The following is a 19940-nucleotide window of genomic DNA, read 5'->3' as shown; positions in this document are numbered from 1 at the left end:
TGGCACCCGGAAAGAAAGGGGTTGTTGAAAAGCAAGGGCGCATCCTAAGGCAACGATGATGACGCTGTCAACGCAGTGTCCGCCGGTTGTTGTCCGGCGGACACGCGGCGCTATCACTTTACTATCACATTGCTATCACAATCGTGCTTTCTTCACGTCACAGCCGCGTCACCTGCAGCACCGCGTCGGCGAAGGCCTCGGGCGCTTCCTGCGGCAGGTTGTGGCCGATGCCGCCGGTGACGTCGATGTGCCGGTACTTGCCGGTGAATTGGCCGGCGTAGGCGGCGGGCGCGGGATGCGGCGCGCCGTTGGCGTCGCTCTCGAGCGTGATGGTCGGCACCGCGATCTTCGGCGCGACGGCCAGGCGTCGCTCCAGGTCGTCGTAGCGCGCTTCGCCATCAGCCAGCCCGAGGCGCCAGCGGTAGTTGTGGATGACGATGGCGACGTGGTCGGGGTTGGCGAAGGCGCGGGCGCTGCGCGCGTAGGTGGCGTCGTCGAAGCGCCATTGCGGCGAGGCCAGTTGCCAGATCAGCTTGTTGAAGGCGTCGACGTTGGCGGCGTAACCGGCCGCGCCGCGTTCGGTGGCGAAGTAGAACTGGTACCACCACTGCAATTCGGCCTGCGGCGGCAGCGGCTTGCGGTTGCCTTCCTGGCTGCCGATCAGGTAGCCGCTGACCGACACCAGCGCCTGGCAGCGGTCGGGCCACAGGGCGGCCATGATGTTGGCGGTGCGCGCGCCCCAGTCGAAGCCGGCGATGACGGCCTTGCCGATTTTCAGGGCGTCCATCAGGGCGATGATGTCGACCGCCACCACCGCCTGTTCGCCGTTGCGCGCGGTATCGGCCGACAGGAAGCGGGTCGAGCCGTAGCCGCGCAGGTACGGCACGACGACGCGGTAGCCGGCGGCGGTCAGGCGCGGCACGACGTCGATGAAGCTGTGGATGTCGTAGGGCCAGCCGTGCAGCAGGATGGCGACCGGGCCGCCGGCCGGGCCGGCGTCGACGTAGCCGATGTCCAGGTCGCCGGCGCGGATCTGGCGGATGCCGGCGAAGGGAGCGGCGCTGGGAGGGGGCGTGCTTGGGGCGGCGGGGGCGGCCTGCGCCTGGGCGCGGGCATTCAGGCCCAGGCTCAACAGGCTGGCGCCGGCCAGGGCCGAGGTGGTGCCGAGCAGGCGGCGGCGTTGGGTGTCGATGGGATCGGGCATGGCGGGGGACTCCGGTCAAGGTGAGTGAAAGGGCGTGGAGCCGTTGTAGCCAGGCGCGCGGGGTCTGAGGTGTCGCAATGTACGGAGCGGGCGGGTTGATACATTGGGACTTGAATCTCCCGGCCGATGCGGCCGGCGCCATGCGCGGGCGGCGATTGCGCGGCGCCTGTTGTGCAATCGGCGCGGACTTGGCATGATCCGCGCCATGGCAACGGACCCGACCTCCCGCATGACGCCCGCGCGCGCCCGCCGCCCGGGCCGGACCGCTTGGCGGCTGGCCCTGGGGCTGGCCGCGCTGACGGCCGCCGCCTATGCGGCGACCGCGGTGATGGAGATCCCGCCGCCGCACACGTTGTGGCGGCTGGAGACGTCGGCGCCGTCGCGCCGCGGCGATCTGTTGCCGGTGCGGGTGGTGCCGGCCTCGGCCACGCCGTCCGCGCTGGCGGCCAGCGCCTCGCCGCCACCGGCGACGGTGCCGTGGAAAGGCGCCGAGATGCCGTTCGACCAGTTCCTGCGAAGCACCGCCACCAATGCCCTGGTGGTGCTGCGCGACGGCCGGCTGGTGTACGAGTGGTACCGGCCCGGCGTGAACGCGACGGACCCGCAGTCGTCATGGTCGATGGCCAAGTCGGTGGTGTCGCTGCTGGTGGGCCAGGCGATCGCGCGCGGCGAACTGCGCGAGGACGACCGCCTGGTCGCGCTGCTGCCCGAGCTGGCCGGCGCCGGCGACTACGACCGCATCACCGTGGGACAGCTGCTGGACATGGCCTCGGGCATCGACGTGTCGGAGAACTACCGCGCCTACTGGCCCTTCACCGGCACCGCGCGCATGTACCTGACGCGCGACCTGGCCGGCTTTGTGCGCGCGCATCGGCGCATGCATTTCACGCCGGGCAGCGCGGGCGACTACCGCAGCATCGACACCCAGCTGCTGGGCATGGCGCTGGCGCGGGTGACCGGCCGCGCGCTTGCCGACCTGCTCGCCGAGCGGCTGTGGCATCCGATGGGCGCTGAGTCCGCCGCCACCTGGAACCTGGACCGGCCAGGCGGCATCGAGAAGGCATTCTGCTGCCTGAACGCCGCCGCGCGCGACTTCGCCCGCATCGGCCAGCAGGTGCTGTTGGCGGCGCAGGGGCAGGGCGTGGTGCCCGCCGCCTGGCTGGCGCGCATCGCGCGGCCGGCGCCGCATGCGGTGGATGGCTGGGGCTATGCCGCGCAATGGTGGCAGCGCGATCCGGCGGGCGGTCCCGACTTCGCGGCGGTCGGGATCCACGGCCAATACCTGTATGTCCATCCGGGCAGGCGGGTGGTGATCGTCAAGCTCAGCGATTACGGCGAGAACCAGGACGAGCGCGAAACCTACGACGCATTGCGCGCGCTGGCGCAGCGCTGAGCGCTGCCCGCGTCCGTCATCGCGGCGCCTGGCGGCGCCCTACAGCAGCCCCGAGGTCAGCGCCTTGAGCGTGGCCGCCGCGCGGGTGGAGCAGTCGAGTTTGCGGAACACGCTTTCGAGGTGGGTGCGCACGGTGCTGGGGCTGATGTCCAGGGCGCGCGCGGCCTCCTTGTTGCTGGCGCCCAGGCTGACCTGCCGCAACACTTCCAGTTCACGCTGCGACAGCGGCGAGGCCGCGCGGCGCGGGGCTGCCGGTTCGCCGCCGGCCGCGGCGATCGCGGCTTCGGCGACATCGGCGTCGTAGCGGCCGGCGGCGGCCTCGTCGCGCAGCGCGCGGGCCGCGTCCCGCAGGGAAAGGGCGCGGCGCCAGGGGCGGTCCTCGAGCAGTGCCTGCAGTGTCACGGCGGTGGCCAGCACGCGTTGCGGGCGGTCGAGCGCGGCGCCCGCCGCGCCCCGGAAATAGCCGCTGCCGTCGAGCCGCTCGTAGGCATACGAGGCCAGTTCGGCCGCCGCGCTCAAGCCCTTGATCTGGCGAGCGGCGCGGGCGGTCCAGTAGGGCATCAGGCGCACCTGTTCCCATTGGTCCGGCGTCAGCTTGCCGGCGGTGTTCCACAAGCGGTTCGGCAGCGCCGCGCGGCCAATGCCGTGGACCAGCGCGGCCGCCTGCAGCCGCGCCTGCGTCGCGGCGTCCAGGTCGAGGCGCGCGGCGGTCGCCACGGCCAGCGCCGCGACCCGGCGTGAATAGCCCGCCAGCCACGGCAGCTTGAGCTCGGCCACGTCGGCCAGCAGGGTCAGCGCGGCGGGCGCGGCGGCCTGGCCGCCAGCGAGATTCCAGGCGGCGCCATCGGGCGGATCGGCGTCCATCCGGTCGAGCCAGGCCGGACCATGGCGAATGGCCAACGCCGCGATCTCGGCCGGATACTTGGCGCCGGCCTGCTGGCGCAGGAAGTCCAGCGCGCTGTCGCGGCCATGGGCGCGGCTGAGGATTTCCAGGTCGCTGGCGGCGTTGACCACATAGGCCAGCGGCGAGACGGCCGCGCCGTCCAGCGCCAGCGGCATGCCCTTGCCGTCGTGGCGCTCGAAGGCGTGGCGCAGCCCGGTCACGACCGCCTGCGGCATGCCCAGGCTGACGGCCACGTCGCCGGAAATCTCGCAATGGATCAGCGCCAGCGGCACGATCAGCGACTGCGTGCGCGCGTCCAGCGGCGGCAGCGTCTGCGCCATCATGGCCTCGCGCGAGGCGACGTCGTCGCCCAGCAGTTCGGCGAAACCGCCGGCGTTGGCGGTGCAGCCGGACCAGCGCAGCAGCGCCACCGCGCGGGCGTGGTCCTGGCCGGCCGCATCCATGCCCTGCGCCGCGGCCAGCAGACCCGCCAGGCAGGCGGTGCGGCGCGAATGGTCGGTGGCGCGGCCCATGCTGAGGTCGCCGATGAAGGCCATGGCCAGCACGGCGTCGGTCAGTTCTATGGCGCTATCGGCGATCATGGGGACGGGCGGAGCGATGAAGGGGGCGGCGGGCAGGGCGGGGAGACGGCGCATCGGTCAATCATCCGATACCGCGCCATCGGCGGGAAAACGACACTGGCATCCAGCAAGCGCCACGTCGGCGTTTGATCCCGAAAAAAAGGAATCGTCATGAAGCGCCATATTATCGCAGCCTCCCTCCTGGCCGCCGGCCTGTTCGCCGCGCCCGTCTCGCAATCGTTCGCGGCCGAGCCGGCCGCCGGGCGGCCGTCCGTGGTGATCGTGCACGGCGCCTTCGCCGACGGCTCGGACTGGGCCAAGGTGGTCGCCCTGCTGCAGGCCAAGGGCGTGCAGGTGCAGGCGGTGCAGAACCCGCTGGAGTCGCTGGCCGGCGACGTGGCCGCCGCCAACCGCGCCATCGACAACCAGCCCGGCAAGGTGGTGCTGGTCGGCCACTCGTGGGGCGGCACGGTGATCACCGAGGCCGGCAATCATCCCAAGGTCGCCAGCCTGGTCTACGTGGCCGCCTTCGCGCCCGATGCCGGCCAGTCGGTGGCGACGCTGACCGAAGGCACGCCCAAGGCGCCGGGTTCGGACAGCATCGGCGCCGACAGCCATGGCTGGCTGAGCCTGTCGGCCGCCGGCCTGGCGCGCGATTTCGCCCAGGACGTGCCGGCCGCGCAGGCCCGGGTGATGGCCGCCACGCAGGGCCCGATCAAGGCCAGCGCCTTTGGCGAGGCGGTGTCGACCGCCGCGTGGAAGACCAGGCCGTCGTGGTTCGTCGTCAGCAACCACGACCGCATGATCCTGCCGGCGCTGCAGCGCCAGATGGCGCAGCGCATCGGCGCCAAGGTCACGGAACTGCAGGCCAGCCACGTGCCGCAGCAATCGCAGCCGGAAGCGGTGGCGCGGGTGATCCTGGATGCGGTGGCGAGTGTGAAGTGAGGGGGCCGTGACCGCCCGGTGACGTGACATCGGGCTGTCACGCATGAACGCCGCGTCCGTCGGGACGCGCGGCGTTTCAGCATCCGGAGGCCAGTTGTTCGAGCGGCGCGAGCCGCAGCACGTAGAGCGTGCCGCGGCGGCTGGCGATGATGCCTTCGCGGCGCCACTTGGAGAAGATGCGGCTGAGGGTCTCGGCCCGCATGCCGAGCTTGACGGCGATCTGCGAGTGGCTGAGCGGCAGCGCCAGCGGCTGGTCGGCCTGCGGCTTGCCGGCGCGCAGCACGTATTCGGCCAGCCGTTCCTCGGCCGAGCTGGAGGTCAGCCAGTCGATCTGGTCGGTGTGGTGGCGCACCAGGTTGGCGGCGTGCGTCATGACGCGGCAGGCGAAGCGGGCGTCGTCCAGGCACAGCTGCCGGAAGGCGTCGGCCTGCAGCAAGCAGCCGTTGCCGTCGGTGCGGGCGCGCACGCTGTGCAGGTGGCGCGGCGAGGTCTCGAACAGCGTCAGCGCCGACAGCCAGCCGCCCGGCCCGACGTGGCCAAAGACCTTGTCGCCGCCGTCGGCGGTGTAGCGCAGGCCCTGTACCGACCCTTCGCAGACCAGCAGGCAGGAGGTCGCGGCCTGGCCTTCCGAGAACAACGTGTCGCCGGCCTCGAACCGCAGCCAGCGGCTGTGCGTTGCCAAGGCATCCAACGCGCTGTCGCCGACGCCGTCGAACCAGGGATGGCGGCGCAGGGCGGCCGTCAGGAGGGACTTTGACGAATTGACAATAGTCATTTGAGGGAGCGGCCCCGCCGCTTAGAATTAAATAAGATTGATTCTTATTTGTAATGGTACCACCGCGCCAGCCGGCGCCGTCCGTCCCCCTCATTTCCCATGGCTATCCGATTCCTGCGCAGTGCCGCGTTCGCGGCGCTGGTCCTGTTGCCGCCCGCCGTCCTGGCGGCCCCTACCGCCTTCACCGACATGCTGGGCAACCCGGTGCCGCTGGCGGCGCCCGCGCGCCGCGTGGTCACGCTGCCGATGCCCGCGGGTTCGCTGCTGATCTCGCTGGAGGGCGGCGCGCAGCACCTGGCCGGCATGCATCCCAACGCCCATGAACTGATGAAGGACGGCCTGCTGGCGCGCATGTTCCCGGCCCTCGCCGCCATCCGGACGGACATCACGCGCTCGGGCTTCGCGCCCAACGTCGAGACGCTGCTGCAGATCCAGCCGGACCTGGTGTGGCAGTGGGGGCACATGGGCGACGACCTGATCGCGCCGCTGCGCAACGCCGGCCTGCCAGTGGCGGCGCTGCTGTATGGCGACGAGGCGCGCAGCCGCGAATGGATCCGGTTGATGGGCCGGTCGCTGGGGCAGGAGGCGCGCGCCGCGGCGCAACTGGCGTGGCGCGACCAGGTGCGGGCGGACATCGCCAGGGTGACCGACGGCCTGCGGCCCGACCAGCGTCCGGGCGTGCTGTACCTGGCGCGCTACGCGCCGCAGTTGCGCGCCTCGGGCGCGGGCACCAGCTTCGACGATGACATCCGCCTGGCCGGCGGCCGCAATGTGGCGGCGGCGATCGGCAGCGGGCAGACGATCAACATCGAACAGCTCATGGCGTGGGCGCCGGACGTGATCCTGCTGAACAACTTCGAGCCCGGGCTGACGCCGGCCATGCTGTATCAGGACCCGCTGTTCGCCGACATTCCGGCGGTGCGCAACCATCGCGTCTACAAGATCCCGGCCGGCGGCTACCTGTGGGATCCGCCCAGCCAGGAATCGCCGCTGTACTGGCAGTGGCTGAGCCAGCTGCTGCACCCGGACCGCTTCGACTGGCCGCTGCGCGAGCACGTCGCGCAGGCGTACACGCAGCTGTATGGCCACACGCCCGATGCAGCGGATATCGACACCGTGCTGCACGCGCGGCAGAACCAGGGAGCCGCCGGCTATGACCGCCTGCGCTGAATCCGTGCCGCTCGAGGCGGGCGTGGCGCGTCGCCGCCTGGCCTGGCCGTGGCTGTTGATGGCGCTGGCGTTGCCGGCGTCGATACTGGCGGCGCTGTGCGTGGGCCGCTACCCGCTGCCGCTGGCGCATGTGTCCAGCGTGCTGGCGGGGCTGGCGCTGCCCGACGGCCTGGCCGACTGGCTGCCGGCCGTCAGCGGCGCCGAACAGCGCGTGGTGCTGCAGGTGCGGCTGCCGCGGGTGCTGCTGTCGGTGCTGGCCGGCTCCAGCCTGGCGCTGTGCGGCGCGGCGCTGCAGGGCGCGTTCCGCAATCCGCTGGTGGGGCCGCAGATCCTCGGCATCTCGTCCGGCGCGGCGTTCGGCGGCTGCGCCGCGATCCTGCTGTTCTCGTCGCTGTGGGCGACGCTGGGACTGGCCTTCGCCGGCGGCCTGCTGGCGGTGGCCATCGTCTATCTGCTGGGACGCACGCAGGGCCGCGCCACCATCCTGATGCTGGTGCTGGCGGGTGTGGTCACCAGCGCCTTCTTTTCCGCGCTGATCTCGCTGGCCACGTACTTCGCGGACCCCAACGACAGCCTGCCGGCGATCGTGTTCTGGCTGATGGGCAGCTTCGCCACGGCCTCGTACGTCAAGCTGGCCGCGGCCGCGCTGCCGATCGCGGCGGGCATGGGCCTGCTGTATGCGCTGCGGTTCCGCATCAACGTGCTGTCGCTGGGCGATGAGCAGGCCAGCGCCATGGGCATCGCGGTCGAGCCGCTGCGCTGGCTGCTGCTGGGCTGCGCCACGCTGGTGGTGTCGGCCAGCGTGGCGGTGTCCGGCACCGTCGGCTGGGTCGGGCTGGTGGTGCCGCACATCGCGCGCATGCTGGTCGGCCCGGATCACCGCGCGCTGCTGCCGGCCAGCGCGCTGATCGGCGGCACCTACATGGTGTGGGTCGATACGGTGGCGCGCAGCGCCACCAGCGCCGAGATTCCGCTGGGCGTGATCACCGCGCTGATCGGCGCGCCGCTGTTCGCCTGGCTGCTGCGCCGCACGCAGGGCGGGGGAGCGCACCATGCTTGAACTCGATCGCCTGGCGGTGCAGGCGGGCGGCCGCCGCCTGCTGTCGGACCTGTCGCTGCGCGTGCGCGGCGGCGAGATCCTGGCGGTGCTGGGGCCCAACGGCCGCGGCAAGACCTCGCTGCTCAAGACCCTGCTGGGCCTGCGGGCGCCGGCCGCCGGCGCGGTGCGCCTGCAAGGCCACGCCGCCTACGTGCCGCAGCGCACCGACGCGCTGTTCGCCTACGACGCGCTGGCGATGGTGACGATGGGCCGCGCCCGCCATCTGCGCTGGTATGCGTCGCCCGGCCCGCGCGACCGCGAGATCGCCCGCGACTGCCTGCGGGCGGTGGGGCTGGAGTCGTTGGCCGGGCGGCCGTTCCAGGTCTTGAGCGGCGGCCAGCAGCAACTGGTGTGCATCGCGCGGGCCATGGCCAGCGCCAGTTCCATCATCGTGCTCGACGAACCGGGCGCGGCGCTGGACCTGCGCAACCAGGACATCATCTTGTCGCTCCTGCGCCGGCTGGCGCGCGAGCAAGGCCTGGCGGTGGTGTTCTCGACCCACCAGCCGCAGCACGCGCAGCACATCGCCGACCAGACCCTGCTGATGCACGACGACGCCTGCGAGGTCGGCCCGACTCCCTTGATGTGCACCGACGAGCGCCTGAGCCGCCTGTACCGCATGCCGGTGCGGGTGGCGTCGCTGGCGGGCGAGGCCGGCGAGGTGCGCGGCGTGATTCCTCTTTTCCGTTGATCCCTGATGACCTCCATCGTCTACCTGAACCACTGGAGCGGCAATGGCCCCGCCGCGCTCACCGGCGGCGAGCGGCCGCGCGCCGTGGCCGAACCGCTGTATGGCTTGGCGCGGCTCGACCTGGCGCGCGTGCGCGCCTTGCTGGTGCCCGCCAACGTCGACCAGCGCTATCTGCTCGGGCAGCGCGACCGGCTTGAAGCCTGGCTGCTGGTCGGCGGCGCCATGGTGTTCAACGGCCACGTCGCCTATCCGTTCCTGCGCTGGCTGCGGCCCTTCGCGCCGGGGGCGGCGCGCGGCCTGGACGGTCTGCGGGTGCATCGCGCCGCTGCGCATCCGGTGTTCGAGGGCGTCGATCCCGAACACCTGACCTTCCGGCGCGGCGTGGCCGGCTTCTACGCGCGGGGCGGCAACCCGCCGCCCGACGGCGCGCGGGTGCTGAACACCCTGGGCCCGGACGCCCTGCCGGTGGACTGGGTGCTGGCGCTGCCCGGCGGCGGCCGCCTGCTGACGCACAGCGGCAACGATCTGTGGATGTACGCGGGCAGCGTCGACAGCGCCGGGCGCATCGTGCCGCAGCTGTTCGACTGGCTGTGGGGAGACGCCGCATGACCGCCGCCATGACCTCGCGCACCCCCGTGATCGCGGCGCTGGACGCCGGCACGTATTACCACCACCGCACCTTCCACACGCCGGAACTGACGCCGTATCTCGACCGTTTCATTTACCTGCCCGAACTGGACGACGCCGCGCTGGCCGACTGCGACGCCCTGATCGTGTCGTGCCGGACCCACCCGGACCTGCTCGTGCCGCACCGCGCGCGCTTCGCCCGCTTCCTGGCCTCGGGCAGGACGCTGGTGGCGATGGGCGAGACCGGCTCGCACCGCTGGCTGGATGGCGTGCATTGGACCGATTGCGAAGTGAACTTCTGGTGGTGGAAGACCCCGGGCGCCGATGCGGGCCTGCGCCTGGCGCAACCCGCGCACCCGCTGTTTTCGCGCCTGACGCTGGCTGACGCCACCTGGCACCAGCACGGCACCTTCACGCCGCCGCCGGGCGCGGTCTCGCTGATCGACAAGGCCGGCGCGGGCTCGGTGCTGTACGAGGACCGCCACAGCACGGCGGGGCGGCTGATCGTGACCTCGCTGGATCCGATGTACCACCACGGTAGCTATTTCATGCCCGCCGCGTCCCGTTTCCTGCGGGGCTTCCTGCCCTGGCTGAAAGCTTCCACTCCCGCCGCCTGAGGCGGCGCCGTCCGACCCCTTGGTCTTTTCTATCGCGTCCACGTATGTCACGTCCTTCCTCTCTCTCGCCCCTCGTCCGCGCCAGCCTGCTGACCGCCGCGGCCATTGGCGCGCCGGCGGCCGCCGCCGACGCGCCGCAACTTCCCGCCATCCAGGTCAGCGCCGAGCGCCCGGCCGATGACGGACGCCTGCGGCCCCTGGGCGCCACGCCCGCGCCCGCCACCATCGACCACGCGGTGACGCAGCCGGTCACGGTGATCGAGCGCCAGGACATCGAGCGCCTCAACACCGACAGCACCCTCGACCTGCTGGGCCGCGTGCCCAACGCCACCGTCAGCCGCAGCGGCGGCATCGCCGGCACCATCTTCCTGCGCGGGCTGAACACCAACGACATGCGGGTGCCGATGTTCATCGACGGCGACCGCTTCCGCGGCCGCAATACGCTGCAGTTCATGCTGATCAGCCCGACCGAGATCGAACAGGTCGAGGTGGTGCGCGGCCCGGATTCGTCGCGCTTCGGCAGCGATGGCCTGGGCGGCCTGATCAACTTCGTCACCAAGCGCGGCCATGGCAACCTGGAGCAGCCGTTCAGCCTGAACGGCGGCGAAGCCTCGGTCACGTACCGCAGCAACGGCCACGGCGTGCAGAGCAACGTGGCGGTGGAAGGCGCGGGCGATGGCTTCGACCTGCGCGTCTACGCCACCGGCCGCCGCGCCAGCAACTACGACAGCGCCACGGGCGAGGTGCCCAACAGCGACTTTCGCGGCGCCGGCGGCGGCATCGTGCTGGGCTACATGCCCGACGCCCGCCAGCGCATCGAGGCCAGCGCGCGCGTGGCCTATGTCAAGGACGGCGCCGCCGGCACCGTGCCGCCGTATCCCGCGGCCAGCAGCCGGCGCGACCCCAACCGCGTCAAGCAGGCCCGGCTGGCCTATAGCGGCGAATTCGACGGCGCCATCAGCGCGCTCAAGGCCAGCGTCTACGTCAACGAGTTCGATACCTGGATGTCGGCGCGCAACCAGACCAACCCGGCGCGCCTGGTCGAGACCCGCAGCCATGTGATCGGCCCGGTGGTCTATGGCGGCAGCGTGGCCGCGACGGTGCCGTGGGCGCAGACCACCACCACCTTCGGCCTGGACTTCATGCACGAGCGCCGCCCCGGCTCGGAAAGCCGCAGCGACATCACCGTCTACCGGCCCAACGGCACCTCGACCACCACCAGCACGCCCTATGCCAAGACCGGCCCCAACCAGTACCAGACCAACGTCGGCGCCTTCCTGACGACGGAGTGGAAGCCCGCGCCCAAGTGGACCGTGACCGCCGGCGGCCGCTTCGACTGGTTCCGTTCCGACGTGGGCCTGGATGCGCTGCCGTCGCCCAACCTGCTGCCGGCCTTCCGCGCCGCGCAGGACAGCAAGCAGACCGCCACCACTGGCAGCCTGGGCCTGTCGTATCGCGCCACCGACGTGGTCGAACTGCTGGGCAGCGTCGGCACCTCGTTCCGCATGCCGTGGACGTCCGAGATGTTCAGCGCCGGCTACACCGGCACCAGTTACACCATTCCCAATCCCGAGCTGAAGCCCGAGCGCGGCACCACCGTCGAGGGCGGCACGCGCCTGCACTTCGATAGCGCCACGGTCGGCCTGACCGCGTTCCGCAGCGACTACCGCGACTTCCTGGAGAACGCCACCACGACCTACCTGGGCCTGCCCGCGACCCAGCGCCGCAACGTCGGCAAGGTACGCATCCAGGGGGTGGAGACCGATTGGCGCTGGCAGCTGACGCGCACCGTCAACCTGTACGGCAACGCCAGCTACCTGCACGCCACCAATCGCAACACCGACCGGCCGCTGGCTTCCATCGCGCCGCTCAGCGGCATCGTGGGCCTGCAGTATGTGGGCGCCAACGAGGCCTACGCGTTGAGCGGCGAAGTGCAGTGGGCCAAGGGCCAGAGTCGCTATGACGCCCGCACCGAATATCCGGCGGCCGGCTACGGCGTGGTCAACCTGTACGCGCAATTGCAGCTGGACCGCCTGGGCCTGCCGCAACTGGGCAATACCCAGGTGGTGCTGGGCGTGAACAACCTGTTCGATCGCGCATATCGCACGGCCGCGACCTCGTCCAACGTGGCCTACGCCATGACCGACCTGAACCCGTTGCTGGAGCCGGGCCGCAGCTTCAGCCTGACGCTGCGCACGCGCTTCTGACAGCCATCGCGCCGGCCGGCCGCACGTCGTGGCCGGCCATCTTTTTGGAGACTTTCATGACGATCCCGACCATTCCCGCCGGCAGCGAACTGCGCGTGCAAGGCGAGCACGGCCCCATTCTGATTCCGTTCGAGGCCGTCATGGCCTACCACGGCCACGGCGCGCTCGCCATGCTGGCGCTGATCTTCCAGGGCCTGCGCGGCGCGCTGGCGCGGCTGGAGACCGATGGCGTGCCGGTGCCGCGCGGCGAACTGAGCGTGGTCAGCGGCCATCCCGGGCCGGGTGTGAGGGACGCCTTCGAGTTCGCCACGCGCGCCGTCACCCGCGGCTGTTACCGGATCGACCTGTCGCTGCCCGAGGCGCGCTACAGCCAGGCCGCGGACAAGTCGTACAGCTTCTGGCTGACGCGCGGGGAGCGGCGGGTACAGGCGGTGCTGCGCGAAGGCGTGCTGCCGCCGGCGTTCTTCGCGCTGCTGGGCAACCCGGCGCCCGAGGCGCAGCGCGAACATGCGCGGCTGCGGGCGCGGATCGCGGAAACGGTGCTGGGGCAGGCGCCGGAGGCGTTGTTCGTGTTCCGCCAGCCCGACCAGGCCGTGGCGGCTCCTTGACGCGGATCCGGCCATTTATTTATTCAGGGAACTGAAAGGATTGGCTCCGGTCCATAGCCAACGGACCAGCCGCCGGCCGGTCCGCCTGATATATCAAGGAAGACCTCATGTTCGGGATCGGAATCGCCCTGGCCATTCTTGGCGCCGTGTGCCTGCACGCGGCGCACGGCACGTATCGCGCCGGTTGTGAGCGCCGCGACAGCTATGCCCTGGCGGGGCTGGGCATCGTCGCGGGAAGCGGCGGCGCGCTGTTGCTGATATAGCCGCGAGGGCGGCGTCCGCCCCGCAGGCCCGCGCCGCCGTTACAACGCCCGGCTGTGCTGTCCCGCGCCCACGGCGCCGCCGCGCTGGCGCGCCGCCTCCCGCTCCGGCGTCGGCAGGTAGATCGCGCACAGCAGGTTGGCGCCGGCGATGATGGCGAACATCAGCGCCATCGGCTGCCAGGTCAGGCCGAAGGTGTGCGCCACCCACAGGCCCACCAGCGGCGTGGTGCCGCCGAAGATCGCGCCGCACAGCTGGAAGCTGAGCGAGATGCCGGTGTAGCGCATCTCCACGGGGAAGGCCAGCGGCAGGTAGGGCGCCAGCACCGCGTAGTAGGCGCCGATCAGGAAGATGGCGGTGAGGATGCCGATGGCGATGTTCTGGATGTCGCCGGTCAGGATCAGCATCATCATCGGCACCGCCCACAGCGTCGACAGCGCGGTGACCCAGACCAGGAAGCGGCGCTCGCCGACGCGGGTGGCGATGTAGGAGGCGATCGGGAAGCTGATCAGCTCGACCACGCCGGCCCAGGTCACCACGTCCAGGATCTGGCTGCGCGTGATCTTCAGGTAGGTGGTGGTGTAGGTGATCATCAGCGTGGTCACGAAGTAGAACCCCGAGATGCCCAGCAGGCACAGGCCGATGCCCAGCAGCAGCGCGCGCTTGCGTTCGCGCAGCACCATGCTGATGGGCGCGGTGCTTTCCTTTTTCTTTTCCTTCAGGCGGGCTTCCAGTTCGGGGCTTTCGTTGACGCCGCGGCGGATGACGAAGGCCACCAGCACCAGCACGCCGCTGATGATGAAGGGCAGGCGCCAGCCCCACGACAGGAAGTCCTCTTTGGGCAGGTCCGACACCAGGCGGAACACGCCGGTGGCCAGGATCAGGCCGATGGGGCTGCCGTACTGCGGCGCCGAGGCCAGGAAGGTGCGCCACTTGGGCGGCGCGTGTTCGGCCGCGATCAGCACCGCGCCGCCCCACTCGCCGCCCACCGCGATGCCCTGCACCAGCCGCAGCGCGACCAGCAGCACCACGGCGGTCAGGCCGATCGAATGGTATGACGGCAGCAGGCCGATCAGCGTGGTGGCCACGCCCATCAGCAGCAGCGTGATGACCAGGCTCTGCTTGCGGCCGACGCGGTCGCCCAGGTGGCCGAACAGCACCGCGCCCACCGGCCGCGCGAAAAAGCCGATGGCGAAGGTGCCGAGCGAGGCCAGCGTGCCCATGAAGGGATCGTTGGTGGCGAAGAACACGTCGCCGAATACCAGGGCGGCGGCCGTGGCGTAGCAGTAGAAGTCGTACCACTCGATCATGGTGCCGAAGAAAGCGGCGGCCGCCGCCCTGACCGGCTGTCTGCGGCCATTCTGGTCTTGCATGGAATTCCCCTTGTTTGTCGCGGCTTTCCACGGTGGCGCCGCATTGGATACGGCGTTGACGATAGCAACTACTGGCTATATCTTGTATAGCCACAATCCAATCAGAGATAGGTCCACTTCATGAAGGAAGTCCTGCTCGCCGACCTGCTTTCCGGCGCGCTCTCGCGCGAATCGCCCGACCCTTTGCAAAAGCAGATCTACGACATCGTGCGGCGCGGCGTGCTGGACCACACGCTGGTGGCGGGGCAGCGCCTGCCGTCCTCGCGCGTGCTGGCGCAGGAGTTGGGCATCTCGCGCATCACGGTCACGCTGGCGTACGAACGCCTGATCGCCGAGAACTACCTGAGCGCGCGCGGCGGCAGCGGCACCTTCGTCGAGAAGACGGTGGACCGGCCGCTGCTGCCGCCGGCCTCGCCCGAGCATGTGCAGCGCCACGTGCCGGGCCTGTCGACGCGCGGCGAGGGCATTGCCGGCGGCGCGGCCGGGCTGGGCCAGCACACCGGCGCATTCGTGCCGGGCGTGGCCGATGCCAGCCTGTTTCCGTTCCACCTGTGGCGCCGGCTGGTGTCGCGCCACCTGGGCAAGTCGAACCTGGCGCTGTCGGGCTACGCCAAGGACGGCGCGGGTTTCCTGCCGCTGCGCGAGGCCATCGCCAGCTATCTGCGGCTGGCGCGGGCCGTGGTGTGCGAGCCGGAGCAGGTCATCGTCACGGCGGGCACGCACCAATCGGTGGACCTGTGCGCGCGCATGCTGGCGGGGGCGGGCGACGCCGCGCTGGTGGAAAGCCCGTGCCACTGGGCCTTTCCGCCGGTGCTGGGGGCGGCGGGCGTGCGCGCCCATGCCGCCGTGGTCGACGAGCAGGGCCTGGATCTGGGGGCCAGCAAGCTGCCACGCCGCGCGCGGCTGCTGATCACCAGCCCGTCGCATCAGTACCCCACCGGCGTGGTGATGCCGCTGGCGCGGCGCCTGGAACTGTTGCAGGCGGCGCGGGCGCGCGGGCTGTGGGTGCTGGAGGACGACTACGACAGCGAGTTCCGCTACGACGGCGCGCCGATTCCGTCGTTGCAGGGGCTGGACGCGGATGGCCGCGTGATCTACCTGGGCACCTTCAGCAAGACCATGTTCGCCGGCCTGCGCATGAGCTACATGGTGGTGCCGCCACAGGTGGCCGAGCCGTTCTCGCGCGCCTGCGCCAGCATCTATCGGCCGGGGCAGTTGCATCTGCAGGCGGCGCTGGCGGATTTCATGGCGGACGGCCATTTCTCGCACAACATCAAGCGCATGCGCACCGAGTATGCCGGCCGCCAGATCGTACTGCGGGAGGCGATGGCGGCTCGTGTCGGCGACCAGGTGCAATTGTCGCAAGCGCGGGCCGGGCTGCATATCTATGCGCGGCTCGACCGCAAGGTGTCGGTGCCGCGTCTGGCCGAGGCGGCCCGCGACGAAGGCATCGTGCTGGGGCAGCCGCACTACCTGCCCGATGCCGCGCGCGCGGCGACGCCGGCGGTGGTGCTGGGGTATGGCGGCGTGCCGTGCGAGCGCATCGACGATGGCGTGGCCCGCTTTGCGCGGGCGCTGGGGCGGGCCGGCGAGAACCGGCCCGCGCGCCGGCTGCGGCGTTGAGCCTTGCCGTTGAATGACGGCGGCGGACCAAGGCGGCCAGGGACGGCGGCCGGCGCCCCGCATCGGCGGGACATCGCGGGGGCGGTCACGGGGCGCCGCTTCGCCCGCTACAGTTCCGCCAGCGTCTGGTCCGCCGCCGCCAGCAGCAGGTCGGCATGCTCGCGGGCGAACGGCAGCTGCGGCCGCAGCTTGAGCACGTTGCCGTGCAGGCCGGTGGCGCTGAGCAGCACGCGGCGCTGGCGCATCAGGTTGACGAAGCGGTGCGTCTCTTCCTTGGCCGGCGTCTTCGCGGCGCGGTCGCGCACCAGCTCGACGCCGATGAAGAGGCCGTCGCCGCGCACGTCGCCGATCAGCGCGTGGCGCTCGGCCAGCGCGCGGAAACCGTCGCGCAGGTACTGGCCGGTGCGCGCGGCGTTGGCCTGCAGGCCTTCTTCCTCGATGACCGAGAGCGTGGCCTGGGCCGCCGCGCAGGCCACCGGATTGCCACCGAAGGTATTGAAGTAGCGCGCCTCGCGGCCAAAGCGCTCCATGATGTCGGGACGCGACACCATGGCGGCGATGGGATGGCCGTTGCCCATCGGCTTGCCCATGGTGACGAGGTCCGGCACCAGGCCGTGGCGCTGGAAACCCCACATGCACGAGCCGGTGCGGGCGAAGCCGGCCTGCACCTCGTCGGCGATGAACAGGCCGCCGGCGTCGCGGATGGCTTGCACGGCAGGCGCCAGGAAGCCGGCCGGATCGCTGTAGACGCCGTCGCTGGAGAGAATCGTGTCCACCAGCAGCGCGGCCGGCTTGATGCCGTGGCGCCGCATGTCGTCGATGGCGGCCCGCACCTGCAGGCCGAACCACGCGCCCAGCGTGGCAGGATCGTGGCGGTAGCTGTCGGGCGCGGCCACGGCGCGCGTGTCCACGCCTAGCGGCACCGCCTGGCCGAGCGAGGGCGACACGGCCGCGACCGCGGCGGTGACGCCATGGTAGGCCAGCTGCGTGACGATGACGCCGGTGCCGCCGGTATGGCTGCGCGCCACGCGCAGCGCCAGGTCGTTGGCCTCGCTGCCGGTGCAGGTGAAGATGACCTGAGACAGCGGCTGCGGAAACGTCGCCAACAGGCGCTCGGCGTAGTCCAGCACGCCGTCGTGCAGGTAACGGGTGTGGGTATTCAGCACCGCCGCCTGTTCGGCGATGGCGCGCACCACGCGCGGATGGCTGTGGCCTACCGAGGCCACGTTGTTGTAGGCGTCCAGGTAGCGCTGGCCGTCGGCGCCATGCAGCCACACGCCTTCGCCGCGCACGATGTGCAGCGGCTGGTCGTAGAACAGGCGGTAGGCCGGTCCCAGCACGCGCTGGCGGCGGGCGATCAGCTCGCGTTCGGCCGGCGGCAGCGCGTCGGCCGCGGCGGGGTCGAAGGCGTTGAGCATGGCTTGGTCTCGGCTCATACAAGAGTCTCCATCGGGGTCTGGCTGGCGGCCAGCAGGATGTCGCTGGCCTGCTGCCGGGGCAGGGCGTCCAGGCGCGCCAGGCCGGTCCAGGCCAGGCCGTTGTTGCGCAGGATGTACTGGCGGTTCTCGGGGTGCTGCTGCGCGCGCCAGCCGGTGATGGCCACCGTGATCAAGAGGCGCGTGGCGATCAGGTCGGGCAGCAGCGCGATCTCAGCCTCGGTCAGCGGCAGCGTCTGGTGGTAGCTGGCCAGGCATTGGCGCAGGCCCGCCGACAGCGGGTCGGGCGCGTCGTCGAGCAGATAGGCGGCGGCCACGGCCAGGTCCTGCGCCAGCGGCGCGCGCACCATGTCGCCGAAGTCGAGCAGCGCCGCGATCTGTTCGGGATCGTCGCGCGCCACCATCACGTTGTAGGGGTTGAGATCGTTGTGGATGACCTGGCGCCGCAACCCGCCCAGGCCCGGCCGCAGGTCATTGACGAAGCGTTCGAGCTGGCGCTCGGCCAGCCGGCGGCGGTCCGCCTCGGGGATCTTCGGCAGCAGGTCGGCGATGCGGTCGGCGTGCTGCAGGTCCCACAGCAGTTCGTGGTCGGCCATGGCGTGGTCGAAGCCGGCCAGGGCCAGGTCGAACTGCGCCAGGGCCCGGCCCAGCGCGCGGTACTGCGCCGGGCTGCGCGCCACCTGGTGCAGGGGCACGCCATGCACGAAGGTCATCAGCCGCAATGCCCGGCGCGCGCCGTCGCCGGCGTCGTGCCAGTGCACGTAGTCGCCGTGCAGGTCCGGGATCAGGCGCGGCACCGGCGGCTCGCCGCCGGCCTGCATGAGGCGCAGCTGCGCCTGGGTGTGGAAGTCGGTGACCGCCGGGTCCTCGGCCGGGTGGGTGGCCTTGAGCACGTAGGCGCCGCCGTCGGCGTCGCGCAGCAGGAAGTTCTGGTCGCGCTCGCTCGACAGCAGCGTGGCCTGGGCCAGCAGGCCGTAGTGGTGTTGCGCCAGGGCCTCTGCCTGTGACAGGGACAGCTTGGGCGGCTCGGCCGCGAACAGCGCCTGGCCGGCGCTGGGGAGGTTGCCGCCGCTCATGCCTGACGCTCTTCCAGTCCGCACCATTGGGCGATGAATAGCGCAATGGTCTGGGTGACCTTGCGCACCGATTCCAGGTTGACCGCTTCGTCGTAGCCGTGCGGCATGCGGCATTCCGGGCCGTAGACGATGGCCGGGGTGTCGGCGTACAGGCCGTAGAAGCGGGCGTCGGTGGCGGCCGACGTGGCGTATTCGCGCAGCGGCTCGCCGAACACCTGTTCGTGCGCCGCGCGCAGCGCGGCCTCGGCCTCGTCGGCGTTCCGCAGTTCATAGCCCTCGGCCATGAAGCCGTGGTAGACCACCTTGGGCGGATGCGTGGCCAGGAACGGATCGCGCGCCGCGGCCTGGGCCACGAAGGCTTCGATCTCGGCGCGCGCGGCCTCCAGGCTCTGCCCCGGATAGACCGCCACGCGCATGTCGAAGGTGCACCAGGCCGGCACGCTGGACGGCCAGTCGCCGCCGGCGATCTTGCCGAGGTTGAAGCGGATGGGGTGGGGGTGGTCGCAGAAGTGGCGGTGGTCGCGCTTGTTGGCGTTCCAGCGCGTTTCCAGTTCGTCCAGCGCCTGGATCAGGAAGATCGCCTTCTGGATGGCGTTGGCGCCGGCGCCGGTGAAGGCGGCCGAGGCGTGCTGGGGGTCGCCTTCGACCTGCACCTGGAACCACATCGGCCCGACCTGGGCGCGCATCAGCATGGGCAGCAGCGGTTCCGGGATGAAGGCGGCGTCGGCGCGGTAGCCGCGCGCCAGGCAGGCCAGGGCGCCGTTGCCGGTGCATTCTTCTTCCACCACCGACTGCAGGAACACGTCGCCGGCCGGCGCCAGGCCGATCGCGGCGAGCGCGTCCATGGCCGACAGGCAGGCGACCAGGCCGGACTTCATGTCGCCGGCGCCGCGGCCGTGCATCCAGCCGTCGACGATGGCGGGGTCGTACGGGTCGCGGCTCCATTGCGCCAGCGGGCCGACCGGCACCACATCGATGTGGCCATTGAGAATCAGCGAGCGGCCTTTCAGGCTGCGGGCGCGGTGGGCGCCGACCACGTTGTAGGCGTTGTCATAGGAAACCGCCACCGGCGAAAAGCCGGGCAGATGGCGGATGGCGTCGACGTCGATGCGCCAGCGGTCCACCGCGTAGCCGCGTTCGGCGTAGCGCGCCGCCATGAAATCCTGAGCGGTGGCTTCCTCGCCGCGCTGGGAGGGCAGGCGCACCAGTTGCGCCGTCAGTTCGGTCTGGGCCGCGAAGCCCGCGTCCACGGCTTGGAGGATGCGCTGGCGCAGCGCCGGGGTCAGTTCTGGCATGGATGTGCTCGGGGTTGACTGTGTACCCGGCCATCCTAGGCAAAATTGGATCGGTGAAAAATAGCCAATCCGGGTT

At 71.1% G+C, this 19940-nt stretch carries 18 protein-coding genes; 11 read left to right on the top strand and 7 right to left on the bottom strand.

The annotated features are described in order from the left end of the window. Positions 1 to 157: 157 nt before the first annotated feature. Positions 158 to 1204 (bottom strand): alpha/beta hydrolase, encoded by a 1047-nt coding sequence (locus ACVN9Z_RS27280; protein ID WP_458212870.1) that lies wholly within the window; start codon positions 1202 to 1204, stop codon positions 158 to 160. A gap of 205 nt (positions 1205 to 1409) precedes the next feature. Between ACVN9Z_RS27280 and ACVN9Z_RS27275 the strand changes: the two genes are divergently transcribed. After that, complete coding sequence (locus ACVN9Z_RS27275) at positions 1410 to 2597, top strand: serine hydrolase domain-containing protein (RefSeq protein ID WP_458212869.1); 1188 nt, start codon at positions 1410 to 1412, stop codon at positions 2595 to 2597. Positions 2598 to 2636: 39 nt separating this feature from the next. On the opposite strand, the gene ACVN9Z_RS27270 is transcribed toward ACVN9Z_RS27275, so the two are convergent. Next, positions 2637 to 4082: an HD domain-containing phosphohydrolase gene (locus tag ACVN9Z_RS27270; RefSeq protein ID WP_241072624.1), complete on the bottom strand. Its 1446-nt coding sequence runs from the start codon at positions 4080 to 4082 to the stop codon at positions 2637 to 2639. Positions 4083 to 4232: 150 nt separating this feature from the next. On the opposite strand from ACVN9Z_RS27270, the gene ACVN9Z_RS27265 reads away from it, so the two are divergent. Beyond that, positions 4233 to 5006: an alpha/beta fold hydrolase gene (locus tag ACVN9Z_RS27265; RefSeq protein WP_054507136.1), complete on the top strand. Its 774-nt coding sequence runs from the start codon at positions 4233 to 4235 to the stop codon at positions 5004 to 5006. Positions 5007 to 5082: 76 nt separating this feature from the next. On the opposite strand, the gene ACVN9Z_RS27260 is transcribed toward ACVN9Z_RS27265, so the two are convergent. Next, positions 5083 to 5781, bottom strand: coding sequence for a Crp/Fnr family transcriptional regulator (locus ACVN9Z_RS27260; RefSeq protein WP_070540411.1), 699 nt, complete (start codon positions 5779 to 5781; stop codon positions 5083 to 5085). 99 nt (positions 5782 to 5880) lie between these two features. Here ACVN9Z_RS27260 and ACVN9Z_RS27255 point away from each other — a divergent pair, with 99 nt between their 5' ends. The 8 genes from ACVN9Z_RS27255 (at position 5881) to ACVN9Z_RS27220 (ending at position 13063) form a co-directional block, all read left to right on the top strand. Continuing rightward, positions 5881 to 6951 (top strand): ABC transporter substrate-binding protein, encoded by a 1071-nt coding sequence (locus ACVN9Z_RS27255; protein WP_241061088.1) that lies wholly within the window; start codon positions 5881 to 5883, stop codon positions 6949 to 6951. Then, the gene (locus tag ACVN9Z_RS27250; protein ID WP_240294192.1) at positions 6935 to 8011 is read left to right on the top strand and encodes a FecCD family ABC transporter permease; all 1077 of its coding nucleotides are present in this window, start codon (positions 6935 to 6937) and stop codon (positions 8009 to 8011) included. Before ACVN9Z_RS27255 ends, ACVN9Z_RS27250 begins: the two co-directional genes overlap by 17 nt. Then, the gene (locus ACVN9Z_RS27245; protein ID WP_238881091.1) at positions 8004 to 8741 is read left to right on the top strand and encodes an ABC transporter ATP-binding protein; all 738 of its coding nucleotides are present in this window, start codon (positions 8004 to 8006) and stop codon (positions 8739 to 8741) included. The genes ACVN9Z_RS27250 and ACVN9Z_RS27245 overlap by 8 nt, the downstream gene beginning before the upstream one ends. A gap of 6 nt (positions 8742 to 8747) precedes the next feature. Next, positions 8748 to 9350 (top strand): hypothetical protein, encoded by a 603-nt coding sequence (locus ACVN9Z_RS27240; RefSeq protein ID WP_458212868.1) that lies wholly within the window; start codon positions 8748 to 8750, stop codon positions 9348 to 9350. Further along, positions 9347 to 9985, top strand: a complete 639-nt coding sequence (locus ACVN9Z_RS27235; RefSeq protein WP_238877948.1) for a hypothetical protein — start codon at positions 9347 to 9349, stop codon at positions 9983 to 9985. Before ACVN9Z_RS27240 ends, ACVN9Z_RS27235 begins: the two co-directional genes overlap by 4 nt. Positions 9986 to 10029: 44 nt before the next feature. After that, on the top strand, positions 10030 to 12192 hold the full coding sequence (locus ACVN9Z_RS27230; RefSeq protein ID WP_104413202.1) for a TonB-dependent receptor: 2163 nt from the start codon (positions 10030 to 10032) through the stop codon (positions 12190 to 12192). 56 nt (positions 12193 to 12248) lie between these two features. Next, positions 12249 to 12800: a hypothetical protein gene (locus ACVN9Z_RS27225; RefSeq protein WP_241130952.1), complete on the top strand. Its 552-nt coding sequence runs from the start codon at positions 12249 to 12251 to the stop codon at positions 12798 to 12800. 107 nt (positions 12801 to 12907) lie between these two features. Next, positions 12908 to 13063, top strand: a complete 156-nt coding sequence (locus tag ACVN9Z_RS27220; RefSeq protein WP_159069280.1) for a hypothetical protein — start codon at positions 12908 to 12910, stop codon at positions 13061 to 13063. A gap of 39 nt (positions 13064 to 13102) precedes the next feature. On the opposite strand, the gene ACVN9Z_RS27215 is transcribed toward ACVN9Z_RS27220, so the two are convergent. Next, positions 13103 to 14434, bottom strand: a complete 1332-nt coding sequence (locus ACVN9Z_RS27215) for an MFS transporter (protein ID WP_458212867.1) — start codon at positions 14432 to 14434, stop codon at positions 13103 to 13105. A 120-nt stretch (positions 14435 to 14554) separates the two neighbouring features. Here ACVN9Z_RS27215 and pdxR point away from each other — a divergent pair, with 120 nt between their 5' ends. Beyond that, entirely contained in the window at positions 14555 to 16057 is a 1503-nt protein-coding gene (pdxR, locus tag ACVN9Z_RS27210) for a MocR-like pyridoxine biosynthesis transcription factor PdxR (RefSeq protein WP_458212866.1), read from the top strand. A 107-nt stretch (positions 16058 to 16164) separates the two neighbouring features. On the opposite strand, the gene ACVN9Z_RS27205 is transcribed toward pdxR, so the two are convergent. Genes ACVN9Z_RS27205 through ACVN9Z_RS27195 form a run of 3 tightly spaced genes read right to left on the bottom strand, consistent with a single transcriptional unit; the run spans position 16165 to position 19864 of the window. Beyond that, positions 16165 to 17493: an aspartate aminotransferase family protein gene (locus ACVN9Z_RS27205; protein WP_054513853.1), complete on the bottom strand. Its 1329-nt coding sequence runs from the start codon at positions 17491 to 17493 to the stop codon at positions 16165 to 16167. After that, complete coding sequence (locus tag ACVN9Z_RS27200) at positions 17490 to 18569, bottom strand: phosphotransferase (RefSeq protein ID WP_054448456.1); 1080 nt, start codon at positions 18567 to 18569, stop codon at positions 17490 to 17492. Before ACVN9Z_RS27200 ends, ACVN9Z_RS27205 begins: the two co-directional genes overlap by 4 nt. After that, positions 18566 to 19864: an ArgE/DapE family deacylase gene (locus tag ACVN9Z_RS27195; protein ID WP_458212865.1), complete on the bottom strand. Its 1299-nt coding sequence runs from the start codon at positions 19862 to 19864 to the stop codon at positions 18566 to 18568. Before ACVN9Z_RS27195 ends, ACVN9Z_RS27200 begins: the two co-directional genes overlap by 4 nt. Positions 19865 to 19940 lie beyond the last annotated feature (76 nt).

This window comes from Achromobacter sp. KK8 (assembly GCF_054188005.1).
The sequence above is the reverse complement of the archived record's forward strand: the minus strand, read 5'-3'. Positions and strand labels throughout refer to the sequence as shown.